A 13,682-nucleotide genomic window follows, 5' to 3' on the forward strand; every position below is an offset into this window, starting at 1 on the left:
AGAATGGTATTGTGTGGGCTGAATTAGATTATGGAGCCAAGTTAAAGGATGAAGGTAAGTCATTGGCTATTAGCGGGTATGTGCGCATCAACGCTATTCATTTCTCAAACCGCAACCGCGCAGAATATTGAATTACGCTACAGTGCATTACACGGCAAGCTCAAACAAAATATTAAAGAAGGTCATGATGATGTTCGTATTGCGCTGTACTTGATCAACCAGGCCACAGGCAAGGTGTGTGACGTCAAAAAAGGCTGGATGCAAAAAGAAGAACACTACGAAGAGTTAGTGATCCCCGACAGTAATGAACTTGTTGTTCCTGTCGATAAAAATCTTCGCCAGGCAAACCCTGACGTTACCTTTGTGATTGATGATGGCATTACATGCGATATGTCGATGCAAGTGATTGCGAATACACAATTTGTTGACACAATCAGCAAGAGTGATATCGAAAAACTCGTACCACAAATGAATAACATGATGTCGGATCTTGGCGGTATGTTCTCATCGTGGTTTATGCCAAGTGTGGAAGGGGTGGTTGTGCATTTTTCTGATGTGGGCGGCGATCGTATTGTTACGAATAAAAACAATGCGTATACCATCAAAGATAACAAATTGGTCCTTCAGCTCAGTCAGCTACAAGCGGGCGAAAAAGTCACATTCCCTTCGAAACCGATCAAAATCACACCCTGGCTCCCAGCGAAGTAATACACAAGTAATAAGGAAGGGCTCTCATTGAAGGCCCTTTTTAGTTTTTAGCGTCTTAATCTTCACTTTGTGCGACGAGATCGTAGAGGAAGCGTGCATTTTTATGTAATTATCATGCAGGTAGGCTCTTGTAACACATTAATGAATAAGAACTTTTTATTTAAAGTGTGCTCTGTGTTTAACTTTTGCAGCTTTTTTTTATATAAAACTGACACATCTCAATGTTCATATTTGCTTAAGTTTTAGTATGGTCACTTCGAATTCAGATACATATTGAAACAATAAGAGCGGGACATGGATAAATTAATTGAGCGTTTTTTACGATACGTTAGCTTTGAAACTCAATCTAACCCTTCAGTTGCGCACTGCCCAAGTACGGCTTGCCAACTAGTGCTTGCTGAGCAATTAAAGCGTGAACTAGAAGAACTAGAGTTGTGCGATGTCACCTTAGACGAACACGGTTACTTAATGGCGCGCTTACCATCAAATGTTGACTTCCCAGTGCCAGCAATTGGCTTTATTGCTCACATGGATACAGCACCTGATGCATCTGGCAAAGATGTAAAACCGCAGATTATCGAAGACTACAAGGGTGGGGATATTGCGCTAGGTATTGGGGATGAGATTTTATCACCAATTCAATACCCAGAGCTAAACAAGTTACACGGTCACAATATTATCACGACTGATGGTACAACTTTGCTTGGCGCTGATAACAAAGCGGGCGTAGCTGAGATCATTACTGCCATTGCACACTTAAAAGCAAACCCAGAAATTAAACACGGTGATATCTGTATTGGCTTTACGCCAGATGAAGAAATTGGCCGTGGTGCAAACCTGTTTGATGTTGAAAAATTCAATGCCGAATGGGCATACACGATTGATGGCGGCCCAGTGGGTGAGCTTGAGTATGAAAACTTTAACGCAACGTCTGCAGATGTAATCTGTCACGGCGTTAACGTTCACCCGGGTACGGCAAAAAACAAAATGGTTAATGCGATGAATATCGCAGCACAATTCCAACTGATGATGCCTGCAGATGAAACACCGGAGTGTACAGAAGGTTACGAAGGTTTCTATCACTTAAAATCAATGGAGCCTGCTGTTGCGAAAACTGAACTAGGCTACATTATTCGTGATTTTGACCGCGAAGGTTTAGAGCAACGTAAAGCTTTCATGCAGCAAAAAGTGGATGAGTTAAACAGCCGTTTAACAAAAGGCCGTGTAGAGCTGCAATTAACAGATAGCTACTACAATATGCGTGAGATGGTAGAGCCGCATCCCCACATCATTGAATACGCTAAAGAAGCCATGATTGCGTGTGATGTGAAGCCTAATATTAAACCTATTCGTGGCGGTACAGATGGTGCGCGTTTGTCATTTAAAGGCCTACCTTGCCCGAATATCTTTACTGGTGGTTATAACTTCCACGGTATTCATGAGTTCATTACGATTGAAGGTATGGAATTAGCCGTTAAAGTGATTGTTAAGCTAGCTGAAAATACAGCAAGTAAATACAGCAAGTAAATACAGCAAGTAAATACAGCAAGTAAATACAGCAAGTAATATGTGCCCAAACCGAGGGACATAGATAGAAAAAGAGAGCTTTATGAGCTCTCTTTTTTATTATTTTTTCAGTTCGTTTTCTGAAATCTTAGCGAAATCTTCAATCTCTTGGTGTTTACCCAAGCTATCGACAACCCAGTCGTTTAAGTGCTTCAAAATTGCGGTGACAGCCTGTTTTTTCGTGCCATGTTCACCCGCATCAATATCTAGCTGCTCTTTAGCGTGTAAACCCGTTTGGTCTTCTGCAATGTGCAGCCATTCAGGGTGCCAATAGTAACTATGGCCATCTTGAGTCATCCAGTTATGAACGCCGCTGCTTTCGCCCTTGTAATCTAAATCGTGTGCTTTATATGTCATGATAATCCCTTGAAAGAATGCATATTACCTTATGATTATAGATAAGTTTCTCATTGTAATATGAAACGTACTTAACAGATTACAAATAAATTTGAACTCAGTGAAAGCAAATTGCAGCTAACAGCGTTTAGTTCAGTTTCTTGGTGGGGTTACAAATTGTTACACTTATCAGATTGCTGAATTTATCAGTAAGTGGATAAATACAGCCTCATTCTAACAAAAGGTTAAATACATATATGGACGACCCCTCGAGTCGCTCACCCCTGACTTACTCCACCTTCTTGGAGTATTCAACATGCTAGAACTTTTCCTTCAACCTGAATCACTGATCATATTAGCGACCTTGTTTGCCTTAGAGGTAGTCTTGGGCGTGGATAACGTGGTGTTTATTTCTGTGTTATGTGAACGTTTGCCTGCGCATCAACGTAAATTGGCGCGAAATCTAGGTATTGCGTTAGCCGTAGTCGCACGTATTGGTTTAGTTTTCTCAATCAGCTGGGTTATGTCCCTAACGGCCCCCTTGTTTACCTTGATGGGCAGTGCTTTTACAGGGCGTGATTTAATCATGATTCTTGGTGGTGCTTTCTTATTAGCGAAGAGCCTAAAAGAGTTATGGATGTGGTTGACTCAAGATGAGAGCCATACAGCGAGCACAGTTCGTGCGGGTATTGCCTTAGTCTTATTACAGATTGTCGCAGTAGATGCAGTGTTCTCGATGGACTCAGTGATCACGGCAGTAGGTATGACAGATGAAGTGCCTTTGATGATCGCTGCGATATTAGCTTCTGCTGTTGTCATGGTACTGTGTGCTGAGAAAATTAATGACTGTGTTACCCGTTACCCTGGGTTTAAAACATTGGCGCTATTATTCTTGGTACTGTTAGGTGGTTTGCTAATGGCCGAAGGTTTTGCGATTCATGTGAATAAGGGATATGTGTATTTCGCGATGGCGTTTGGTTTGATTATGGAAGGTTGCCATATCTTGCTGAAAAGAAAGCGCAAAACGATTATTAACCGTTTGTATCCACAGCAAGCGGGTTGGGCTATTAAGACTCACGCTGTGCGTTAATAATCAGTCCGTTTGTTACCGAAAGGCAGAACTTATGTTCTGCCTTTTCTGTATTTACAGGTAATGATTCAAATACACTTATTATTCGAATCATTACTTGATTTGAATACTGGTATTATTTGCATCATAATATGATTTGAATACTGGTATTATTTGCATCATAATATGATTTGAATGTTCGGTTTATTTGAATCATTGAGGTAGAAGTATGTGGATATGGCAGCAAGAACAATGGCCAAACTTTACGTGGAGAGACTCAGAGTTAGCCTTATTGTTACGCGATGTTCGATTCAACCAAGGTGTTTTGCTGGGGAAGGTATCTGCTAAAGGCGAAGATGAACAACAAGCCATGCTTGATACGCTACTGGCAAATATCATCCACTCGAGCGCGATTGAAGGTGAGAAGCTGAACGCATTTTCTGTTCGTTCATCACTGGCGAATAAGCTCGGTGTCACTGAAGATAAACCGTACCCAACCTCAGATCAAAGTGATGGTCTTGCTGAGATCATGCTAGATGCCGTCAATAATCTAGACTCCGCATTAACTGTAGATCGGATCTTAGATTGGCATCGTTTATTGTTTCCTGAAGGCTATACCATGTTTAACCCAGTCGAAGGGGGCAAGCTACGCGGTGATGCGCCTATGCAGGTTGTTTCTGGTCGTATAGACAGGCCCGTTATTCATTTTGAAGCCCCAGAGCGGCATCAGTTAGAACAAGAGCTTGAACAATTCATCACTTGGTTTAATCAATCACGTGACAATGTCACTTTAGACCCTTTGATCAGAGCGGCAATCACGCACCTTTGGTTTGTTACTATTCACCCTATGGATGATGGTAACGGCCGTATCACGCGATTGTTAACTGACCTTGCACTGGCACAAGCAGAACAACAGTCAGTACGTTTTTACGCTATGTCGGTGAGTATCTTGGCGAGGCGTAAATCGTATTACGAGATCTTAGAGCAAAGCCAGAAAGGTGATTTAGATATCACAGCTTGGTTAACATGGTTCTTAGAAACCTTAAATCAAACTTTTTGTGATGTACTGGCTGAGATAGAGCAAACAGTTGCTAAAACAAACTTTTGGCGACGTATCGATCAAACCCAATTAACAGCTGAGCAGATGAAGGTAATGAACCGAATGCTAGATGGCGATTTTGATATTGGCATCAATGCCAGTCAATATGCCAAAGTCGCCAAAGTGAGCCGTCCGACTGCAACTCGTCACCTTTCGGCGTTAGTTAAACTGGGTTGTTTACAGAAAACAGGCGCAGGTGGACGAAGTACACGGTATATTGTCAACTTTTAAGCGATATCAGATAACGTCATCACAAATGTCGTTTGGTTGCTTGCGAGAGGTCTTAGCGCTCAATAAATAACCTAAACATCTGGTGTGCGCTACTTTATAGGCCGGATAGGGCTAATCGCCAGTATCATGCAGAGCTGAAACAACACTATGTGATTAATTCGTCAAATAATGTTTATTACATTTTTTAGATAGATCACGTAAACTACGCGCTCATTTTTTTCGTCCATATATCAGGTAAATTATGATACGTCTCAACCAAGTGAAATTACCGCTGGATCACGGTGAAAACGCATTACAAGATTATGTTTTAAAAGCACTGTCAATATCTGAACAGCAACTGGTTGATATCCATGTATTTAAACGTGGTTATGACGCACGCAAGAAAAACCAAATATTCTTAATTTACACTTTAGATATTACGCTAAAAAATGTTGATGAAGAGTTACTGCTAGCAAACTTTGACAACGATCCAAACGTGCGCCAATCACCAGACACTGAATATAAATATGTTGCTAGTGCACCGAGTGATTTAACAGAGCGTCCTGTCGTGATCGGCATGGGTCCTTGTGGCATATTTGTCGCGCTAATTCTCGCTCAAATGGGTTTTAAACCCATTCTGTTAGAGCGCGGTAAATCAGTACATGAACGCGCTAAAGACACATTTCGTTTTTGGCGTACCAGTAAATTAAATACGGAATCGAATGTTCAATTTGGTGAAGGTGGTGCGGGTACGTTTTCTGACGGTAAACTTTATAGCCAAGTAAAAGATCCTGGCTTCCTTGGTCTTAAAGTTAAACAAGAGTTTGTTCTTGCGGGTGCGCCTTCTGAAATCATTTACGTTAGCAAACCGCACATTGGTACTTACAAGTTAGTAACCATGGTTGAGAAAATTCGCTCTAAGATCATTGAACTTGGCGGCGAGATTCGTTTCGAAACGCGTGTTGAAGAAATTAATATCGAAGAAGTAGATGGCGAACGTCAAGTTGTCGGTGTAACGCTGAACGGTGGCGAAGTGATCAACAGTAAACATGTTGTTGCTGCAATCGGCCATAGTGCGCGTGATACTTTCCAAATGCTGCATGATAAAGGTGTACATCTGGAAGCACAGTCTTTCTCTATTGGCTTCCGAGTTGAACATAAACAAGAAATGATTGACCAAGCACGTTTTGGTAAAAATGCGGGTCACCCAATTTTGGGTGCAGCGGATTACAAACTTGTGCATCACTGCAAAAACGGTCGCTCTGTATATAGCTTCTGTATGTGTCCAGGTGGGGTTGTGGTTGCTGCAACATCGGAAGAGCATGCGGTTGTCACCAATGGTATGAGCCAATACTCTCGTAGCGAACGTAATGCAAATAGTGCGATTGTGGTTGGTATTTCTCCTGAAGATTTCAATAACGATCCGCTACAAGGTGTTGAACTTCAGCGTAAGCTAGAGCGCAATGCTTATGTCATGGGTGGAAGTAACTACGATGCACCTGCACAAATGGTTGGTGATTTCTTAGCGGCTGGTAAAGGTAAGCCTTTTGAAGCGGTTGAGCCATCTTACAAACCGAATGTTAAAATGACAGACCTAAGTGATGCATTACCTGATTTTGCTATCGAAGCGATTCGTGAAGCACTGCCTGCATTTGCTAAGAAGATCCGCGGTTTTGATAGTAAAGATGCAATGCTAACGGGTGTTGAAACGCGTACATCATCACCGGTCCAAATTAAACGTGGCGCTGATTTCCAAAGTATTAACACACAAGGTTTATACCCTGGTGGTGAAGGCGCAGGTTATGCGGGCGGTATTTTGTCTGCTGGTATCGATGGCATCAAAATCGCTGAAGCGGTTGCGCTTGATATACTGAAAAAACACAGCTAACGTTTACGATTGATCACGCTAGACGTGCATCGCTGTAATATCAAAAGAGCCGCTAATTTTAGCGGCTTTTTTGTGTTTAAGTTACTCGAAGAGGTATACGTTACTTGAGTTGTCGTTTATCTCTAATCACAAATAACGCGCCTCTAAATGCTCTTTAAAGTAACGAGGATTCAACGATTCACCCGTTGCTTGAATCACAAGTTCATCGGTTGCGAGTGTGGATGCCTTTGACCAGATGTTTGCTTCAAGCCAAGTAAAGATAGGGGTGAGGTTGTTGTCGCTAATGAGCTGCTCTACATCCATCTCTTTACGAATAGTTGCCATGAATTGTGCCGCGTACATCGCGCCTAATGTGTAAGATGGAAAGTAGCCAAAACTGCCGTCGGTCCAGTGAATGTCTTGCATGCAGCCATCGGTGTAATTACCTTCCGTATTCACACCTAAGTACTCTGTCATTTTTTGATTCCACAGTGACGGAATATCGGCCACCTCAATTTTGCCTTCAATCAAATCTCGCTCGATTTCATAGCGCAGAATAATGTGGGCAGGATAGGTGACTTCATCGGCGTCGACACGGATAAAAGCAGGTTTTACTCGCGTATTAAACAAAGTGATATTTTCTGCCGTAAATGCAGGGTCGTCTTCGCGACCGAATAGATTTTGTGCAATCGGGGTTAACAGATTAATAAATTCAGGGCTGCGCGAAAGCTGCATTTCAAATAACAAACTTTGTGATTCGTGAATCCCCATCGAACGTGCTTCACCTGCAGGAAGTTCTGCCCATTCTTTTGGTAAACCTTGCTCGTAACGTGCGTGGCCCGTTTCGTGGATAACCCCCATTAATGCCGACGTAAAATCAGCTTCATCGTAGCGGGTTGTCATACGAACGTCGGTTGGCACGCCACCACAGAAAGGATGAACACTGACATCAATACGACCATGGTTAAAATCGAAGCCTAATAACTTCATCATTTCAACGCTTAGCGCTTTCTGCTGTTCAATTGCGAAAGGGCCTTGTGGTGTTAGCACCTTATCGGTAGTTTGCTTTTGCTGAATTTTTTGAATAAGTGCTGGCAGCCAAGATTTAACATCAGAAAAAATAACATCGAGTTTCTCTGTTGTCATACCAGGTTCGTATAAGTCTACCAAGGCGTTATAACGACTAAGGCCGGTAGCTTCAGCTCGGATCTGCGCTTCATGACGGGAAAGTGTGACCACTTTCTCGAGGTTAACTTGGAAATCTGCCCAATTATTGCCTTTACGTTGACCACGCCATGCATGCTCACATACAGAGCCAGCTTTAGATTGTGCTTCTACTAATGCTTCTGGCAGTACGGTAGCTTGCTGCCAATGATTTTTCATCTCACGAAGGCTGGCTTGCTCGCCAGCAGAAAGACTTTCAGACTCAGCTTGTGCAAATAAAAATTCTAGCTTTGGATCTGTCAATAATTGATGGGTATAAACCGCTAACTCTGCCATCGCTGCAGAGCGTGCTTCATTACCACCTTCAGGCATCATTGAGGCCTGATCCCAACCACAAATTGCCCCCAAATGGTTAAAGCGAGCAAGTTTTTTAAAATGTTTTTCAAGCTGTTGATAGTTAGACATCTTCTTTCCCTGTAATAATTCCTGTTAAATGACAATTTTTGATGTGGAAGACCACTTGTTCTAATGTGTTCTGTATTTGTTTTTGGATGCTTGTTACCTAAAATTTCAAGAACTGGTTTAACGTGATGACATTAAAATCTTATTTAGCATAGTAACGTGTTTATAATTAATGGCAACATCATGCTTTATCAAGAAGAATTAGCACCATAAGTGCAGTAAAGTGGCTGAGCGATCATGTTTAAAAGTGTAACCTGGCGTGAAAAATTGTCAGAATTTAACCTCAATCGTAATTGTTGATGAGAGATACAGGTATTCGCAAAAACCTTATATATACTGGATGTATCTTTTGGTTAAACGGAATATGTTGCATAATGAGTACCATTCCACGCGTTTTATCCTCGTTGCCTGTTTGTTCGCTGACAGCTGCAATGCTTTTATCATTTTCTCTTAACGCTACAGCGGCACCAACAGTGATTCCAGATGCACCCGTATTAGGTTCAAAAGGGTATGTTCTTATTGATTACCACACAGGAAAAGTGCTGGTAGAAAAAAATGCGCACGAAAAACTGAATCCAGCCAGCTTAACGAAGTTGATGACCAGCTTTGTAGCAGGTAAAGAAATGCAGCAAGGTAATATTAATGCTGATGATTTAGTCGTTATTAGCCGCAATGCTTGGGCCCGTAATTTCCCCGATTCATCAAAAATGTTCATAGAAGTGGGAACAGAAGTGAATATGATGGACTTATACCGTGGCCTGATTGTTCAATCCGGTAACGATGCCAGCGTGGCCATTGCGGAACATGTGGCAGGATCGGAAGGGGCCTTTGTGAGTCTGATGAATTCATGGGCTAAAAAGCTTGAGATGACGAACTCTTCATTTTCGAACCCACACGGTTTAGATTCCGAGAACCTTTATAGTACGCCTTATGATATTGCGCTATTAGGTAAAGCATTAATTCATGATTTACCTAATATATATTCGATTTATAGCGAACGCTCTTTTAATTACAACAACATCACACAGCGTAATCGTAACGGTCTACTTGGCGATAGAAGCTTGAATGTAGATGGCATGAAAACAGGTTACACCAGCGGCGCTGGGTTTAGTTTAGCCAGCTCTGCGACTCAAGATAACATGCGTCTAATTTCGGTCGTGATGGGGGCAAGTAGTACTAAAAGCCGTGAAGCAGAGAGTAAGCAACTGCTGAATTATGGCTTCCGCTTTTTTAATACAGTGTCACCACACAAGCAAGGTGAGTCTATTCTGAATGAAAAAATATGGATGGGTGATAAAGACGAGATAAAACTCGGCGTCGGCGAGGACACTTTTGTTACCGCGTCACGCAATGAAGTGAAATGGCTTAAAGCACATGTTGAATTGGATGACGAGCTTGTTGCACCCGTTCGTAAAGGAACGGTAGTTGGTAAAGTGATTTACCAAGTGAACGAAAATGATGTTGGGGAAGCGCCTTTAGTCGCACTTGAAACAGTCGAAGAAGGGAGCCTCTTTAGTCAGATCGTTGATTACATCAAACGTTTCTTCTTAAGTCTGTTCAAATAAGCACTTCTTACCCTTAAATAAAGCTGCTAAATGCAGCTTTTTTAGATCCAGTCATAGAGATGTTTCAACATCGCAGAAAAATCCGTATAATCCTCGCCCTACAAAGCATCCATCTAGGAAATCTACAGTCGATATCTTCGACAGTGTGAGAAGTCGCAATGAATCAGAATGATAATAGAAAAGAGACACTTGAATTCAACAAACTCCAGAAACGTCTAAGGAGAAATGTTGGGAATGCAATTATCGATTACAACATGATTGAAGAAAACGATGTTGTGATGGCATGTATCAGTGGCGGTAAAGATTCATTTGCGATGCTGGATATCCTTTTGAACCTTAAAAAAGCAGCACCTATTCATTTTGATGTGGTTGCGGTTAACCTGGATCAAAAGCAGCCGGGTTTCCCTGATCATATTTTGCCTGAATACTTCAAAAGCTTAGACATCCCTTACTACATCGTAGATAAAGATACCTACTCTGTAGTGAAAGAGAAAATTGAAGAAGGCAAGACAACATGTGGCCTGTGTTCTCGTTTACGTCGCGGTACACTTTACTCGTTTGCTGAAAAAATTGGCGCAACCAAAATTGCGTTAGGCCACCACCTTGACGATATCGTAGAGACTATGTTCTTAAATATGTTCCACGGTTCTCGTTTAAAGGCGATGCCACCTAAGTTGCGCTCAGATGATGGCCGTAACGTGGTTATTCGTCCACTGACTTACTGTCGTGAGAAAGATTTGATCAAATACGCTGAACATAAAGCGTTCCCGATCATTCCTTGTAACCTATGTGGTTCACAAGAAAACCTTCAGCGCCAAAGTATTAAAGCGATGCTGATTGATTGGGATAAGAAAACACCTGGCCGTGTTGATAGTATTTTTAAATCAATTCAGAACATTAGCCCAAGTCAGTTAGCAGATAAGAATTTATTTGATTTTGTAAACTTACCGTTAGATCGTGAAGGTGAGCGTGCAGAATATGCTTTCACTGAAGCGGAAGTATCATCAACTAACATTGATGAGTCTATGTTTATTGACGTGACTAACGTTTAACAAAACAGCATGATTTCAAGAGGCGGCCAAATGGTCGCCTTTTTTATGCCTTTTCTCTGTCAAGAAGACCTAAAGACAAAGCGTTAATATTGAAAGCTCGATTAACCTCTAAATTCATACAGACCTTAACTCGCAATCACAGCAGACTTAGGTAGAATGGTCGTAAATTCAATAGGGTAGTATTATTGTTTAGCAAGCAGGGATTTATGGCTATCACTAAACCAGCGCAGTTCATTACCGCAACATTGCTCAGTATTCTTTTTTCAGGCGCACTTACAGGTTGCTCATCGAAGCAAACGCAACAACTCGGATTACGAAGTAGTACCGTTAACTCAGTGCCGCAGCAAATGTCTAATCAAGAAATTTGTGATGTGTATGTTCATGGCCGTGACTCGGTACACACGCGCTTTGCGATTGCGAGCGAATGGAACCGACGTGGTTTAAGCATTAAATATTGCGAAGATAAAAATCAAGAGCTCTTTATTACAACGGCAGCTAAAGCGTTGGTTGGAATTAGCTCAAAAACCAAGAAAGAGAATGCAAACAAGGTACAACCCGTTCAGCCTGTTGCTAAATAAAAACAAAGAATGATCCAAAAGAAAACGGAACCTATCATGGTTCCGTTGTTGTATTTAAAGCTCACATGCTCTTTCAAGCTTACTGCTAATCAATATTAGGTGCTAACGGGCTGATATAGCCCTCTGGTTTTAGCGCTAATAAATCACAGTTTAAACTGTCAATCGTATGCTCTGCGGTGTTACCAATAAAGATGGCAGATAACCCTGTGCGTCCTGTCGTACCAAGGATCACCATTTCTGCATCGAGTTCTTCTGCAACTTGAGGAATAACATCTTCTGGTAAACCTTCAACGACACAGGTTTGTTCTTCAGGAATACCATGCTTTTGGCGCAGGGCTTTCATTGATGTGAGGTGATGACCTCGAACCGCATCCGTGTATGATGCAGGATCGAATTCTGGTAGCTCAATAGTGATGTTTACCGGTGTAGATGGGTAAGCATTAACAATATTCACTTCAGCATTCAACGTATCCGCAAAGCGTTTAGCTTCGTTAATAATGCAATCATTTAGTGCTTCGTGAGTTTCACTGTCAGCTGCGAGGTTAACACTCGCAATGATCTTACCTTTATCCGGCCATTTGTGTTCTTTCACCATTAATACTGGGCAAGGACATTTACGTAATAAGTGCCAATCTGTCGGTGTAAAAATCACAGATCCGAGCTTATCGTGTTCATGCGTTGCTTTGATCACTATGTCATGGTGATTACTAAACACTTCGGCTATCACGGCTTCATAAGGACGATTATGCCAAACGACTAATAGCTCAATGGTTAATCCATCGTCAACGAAAGGGCGGATGATATCTTTTAGCCACTCTTCACGCTGTTGAACTACACCTTTGCGCATGGCTTGCCGCTCATCAGACGAGAGCATAGACGTCATTTCATAAGAAAAATCGTAGATCGCGAGAAATAGCGTAATTTTAGTTTCTGGTGAACCTTGAGCAAGGTGTGCGGCTCGCGAAAGCGCGGGTTGATTGTCTTGCGCCGGATCGGCAACAACCAAAATATTCTTGTACTGTGTCATAACTGCCCCCTTACACAAACTGTCATCATGACTGTGTTGGCAACTGCAATATAAACGTGCAATACCTAGTATAGATCTTAAACAGGTATAACTAACTGTAACGCAAGTGGGGAGAAAAGGGGATAAATACAGATGACAAATATAAAAAAAGTGATACGCATCAAAAACGTATCACTTTTTGTTTTCATTGAAGAATAGGATCTTACAGGCTGTTGTTTTTGCTCACACCTGCTAATCGAGCTAGTTCTTCATGGTCTAGAATGGTGATGTATTTGCCTTTAACACTCAGCATCTCTGACTTTTGGAAACGACCTAATAGACGACTGATAGTTTCAACCGTTAGACCTAGGTAGTTACCAATATCACCACGTGTCATCGTTAAACGGAACTCTCGAGGAGAGAAGCCACGCTGCGAGAAACGTAGAGATAAGTTATATAAGAATGCTGCTAAACGTTCTTCTGCATTCTTTTTAGAAAGCAGTAGAATCATTTCTTGGTCGCCTTTAATTTCGTTACTCATCAAGCGCATGATTTGTTGACGAAGTTTTGGCATTTTACCCGAAAGGTCATCTAAGATTTCAAACGGAATCTCACAAACCATTGACGTTTCGAGTGATTGAGCAAAGCTCGGGTGTAGCATTTCATTGATCGCGTCGAAACCAACCAAGTCACCCGCAAGATGGAAAGCTGTAATTTGCTCATCACCTTGTTCGGTGATGGTGTAGCTTTTAATCGTGCCTGAGCGAATAGCATAAAGCGATTTTAGTTCATCGCCTGCTTTGAAAAGCTCTTGGCCTTTCTGGATTGGTTTTTTACGCTCGATAATTTGATCGAGCTGATCTAATTCAGACTCATTCAAAGTGAATGGGATACACAACTGACTAATACTACAATCCTGACAGTGGATTGCACACCCGCCTGACTGGATACGTTTGGTTGTAAGTTTGTCTGAAATCATAAGCCTGTCTAACCAATTTGA

At 41.8% G+C, this 13,682-nt stretch carries 12 protein-coding genes; 8 read left to right on the forward strand and 4 right to left on the reverse strand.

Features of this window, described 5'->3' with window-relative positions; genetic code table 11:
- The first annotated feature begins 48 nt into the window (after positions 1-48).
- Together L4C35_RS01090 and pepT are read left to right on the forward strand one after the other, a co-directional pair.
- The gene (locus L4C35_RS01090; protein ID WP_428461143.1) at positions 49-708 is read left to right on the forward strand and encodes a DUF2987 domain-containing protein; all 660 of its coding nucleotides are present in this window, start codon (positions 49-51) and stop codon (positions 706-708) included.
- A gap of 294 nt (positions 709-1,002) precedes the next feature.
- Complete coding sequence (gene pepT, locus L4C35_RS01095; protein WP_428461144.1) at positions 1,003-2,235, forward strand: peptidase T; 1,233 nt, start codon at positions 1,003-1,005, stop codon at positions 2,233-2,235.
- Positions 2,236-2,334: 99 nt separating this feature from the next.
- Here pepT and L4C35_RS01100 read toward each other — a convergent pair whose 3' ends face one another.
- Positions 2,335-2,634 (reverse strand): hypothetical protein, encoded by a 300-nt coding sequence (locus tag L4C35_RS01100; RefSeq protein WP_428461545.1) that lies wholly within the window; start codon positions 2,632-2,634, stop codon positions 2,335-2,337.
- Positions 2,635-2,926: 292 nt separating this feature from the next.
- Here L4C35_RS01100 and L4C35_RS01105 point away from each other — a divergent pair, with 292 nt between their 5' ends.
- From L4C35_RS01105 to L4C35_RS01115, 3 genes are all read left to right on the forward strand, one after another.
- Positions 2,927-3,700 (forward strand): TerC family protein, encoded by a 774-nt coding sequence (locus tag L4C35_RS01105; protein WP_428461145.1) that lies wholly within the window; start codon positions 2,927-2,929, stop codon positions 3,698-3,700.
- 208 nt (positions 3,701-3,908) lie between these two features.
- Positions 3,909-5,009, forward strand: coding sequence for a Fic family protein (locus L4C35_RS01110; RefSeq protein WP_428461146.1), 1,101 nt, complete (start codon positions 3,909-3,911; stop codon positions 5,007-5,009).
- A 241-nt stretch (positions 5,010-5,250) separates the two neighbouring features.
- Positions 5,251-6,876: an NAD(P)/FAD-dependent oxidoreductase gene (locus tag L4C35_RS01115; protein ID WP_428461147.1), complete on the forward strand. Its 1,626-nt coding sequence runs from the start codon at positions 5,251-5,253 to the stop codon at positions 6,874-6,876.
- Positions 6,877-7,002: 126 nt separating this feature from the next.
- Here L4C35_RS01115 and L4C35_RS01120 read toward each other — a convergent pair whose 3' ends face one another.
- A complete protein-coding gene (locus tag L4C35_RS01120) occupies positions 7,003-8,484 on the reverse strand; it encodes a carboxypeptidase M32 (protein ID WP_428461148.1) in 1,482 nt (493 codons plus the stop codon).
- Positions 8,485-8,855: 371 nt separating this feature from the next.
- On the opposite strand from L4C35_RS01120, the gene L4C35_RS01125 reads away from it, so the two are divergent.
- The 3 genes from L4C35_RS01125 (at position 8,856) to L4C35_RS01135 (ending at position 11,676) form a co-directional block, all read left to right on the forward strand.
- Positions 8,856-10,046, forward strand: a complete 1,191-nt coding sequence (locus L4C35_RS01125) for a serine hydrolase (RefSeq protein ID WP_428461149.1) — start codon at positions 8,856-8,858, stop codon at positions 10,044-10,046.
- 158 nt (positions 10,047-10,204) lie between these two features.
- Entirely contained in the window at positions 10,205-11,098 is an 894-nt protein-coding gene (ttcA, locus tag L4C35_RS01130) for a tRNA 2-thiocytidine(32) synthetase TtcA (protein WP_428461150.1), read from the forward strand.
- A 206-nt stretch (positions 11,099-11,304) separates the two neighbouring features.
- Positions 11,305-11,676, forward strand: a complete 372-nt coding sequence (locus L4C35_RS01135) for a hypothetical protein (RefSeq protein WP_428461151.1) — start codon at positions 11,305-11,307, stop codon at positions 11,674-11,676.
- Between the two features lie 85 nt (positions 11,677-11,761).
- Here the strand turns inward: L4C35_RS01135 and uspE are convergent, their stop codons facing one another.
- The gene (gene uspE, locus L4C35_RS01140; RefSeq protein WP_428461152.1) at positions 11,762-12,703 is read right to left on the reverse strand and encodes a universal stress protein UspE; all 942 of its coding nucleotides are present in this window, start codon (positions 12,701-12,703) and stop codon (positions 11,762-11,764) included.
- A 202-nt stretch (positions 12,704-12,905) separates the two neighbouring features.
- On the reverse strand, positions 12,906-13,661 hold the full coding sequence (gene fnr, locus L4C35_RS01145; protein WP_428461153.1) for a fumarate/nitrate reduction transcriptional regulator Fnr: 756 nt from the start codon (positions 13,659-13,661) through the stop codon (positions 12,906-12,908).
- Positions 13,662-13,682: the final 21 nt, after the last annotated feature.

Origin of the sequence: Photobacterium kagoshimensis (genome assembly GCF_050337045.1) — a bacterium.
GTDB classification, from domain to species: Bacteria; Pseudomonadota; Gammaproteobacteria; order Enterobacterales; family Vibrionaceae; genus Photobacterium; species Photobacterium kagoshimensis.

What these genes read in the sequence shown, in the direction of transcription:
- ttcA (WP_428461150.1), top strand. Translation starts at nt 10,205, where the DNA reads ATGAATCAGAATGATAATAGAAAAGAGACACTTGAATTCAACAAACTC.
- L4C35_RS01110 (WP_428461146.1), top strand. Translation starts at nt 3,909, where the DNA reads ATGTGGATATGGCAGCAAGAACAATGGCCAAACTTTACGTGGAGAGAC.
- L4C35_RS01120 (WP_428461148.1), bottom strand. Translation starts at nt 8,484, where the DNA reads ATGTCTAACTATCAACAGCTTGAAAAACATTTTAAAAAACTTGCTCGC.
- pepT (WP_428461144.1), top strand. Translation starts at nt 1,003, where the DNA reads ATGGATAAATTAATTGAGCGTTTTTTACGATACGTTAGCTTTGAAACT.
- L4C35_RS01125 (WP_428461149.1), top strand. Translation starts at nt 8,856, where the DNA reads ATGAGTACCATTCCACGCGTTTTATCCTCGTTGCCTGTTTGTTCGCTG.
- L4C35_RS01105 (WP_428461145.1), top strand. Translation starts at nt 2,927, where the DNA reads ATGCTAGAACTTTTCCTTCAACCTGAATCACTGATCATATTAGCGACC.
- L4C35_RS01115 (WP_428461147.1), top strand. Translation starts at nt 5,251, where the DNA reads ATGATACGTCTCAACCAAGTGAAATTACCGCTGGATCACGGTGAAAAC.
- L4C35_RS01135 (WP_428461151.1), top strand. Translation starts at nt 11,305, where the DNA reads ATGGCTATCACTAAACCAGCGCAGTTCATTACCGCAACATTGCTCAGT.
- L4C35_RS01090 (WP_428461143.1), top strand. Translation starts at nt 49, where the DNA reads ATGAAGGTAAGTCATTGGCTATTAGCGGGTATGTGCGCATCAACGCTA.
- fnr (WP_428461153.1), bottom strand. Translation starts at nt 13,661, where the DNA reads ATGATTTCAGACAAACTTACAACCAAACGTATCCAGTCAGGCGGGTGT.
- uspE (WP_428461152.1), bottom strand. Translation starts at nt 12,703, where the DNA reads ATGACACAGTACAAGAATATTTTGGTTGTTGCCGATCCGGCGCAAGAC.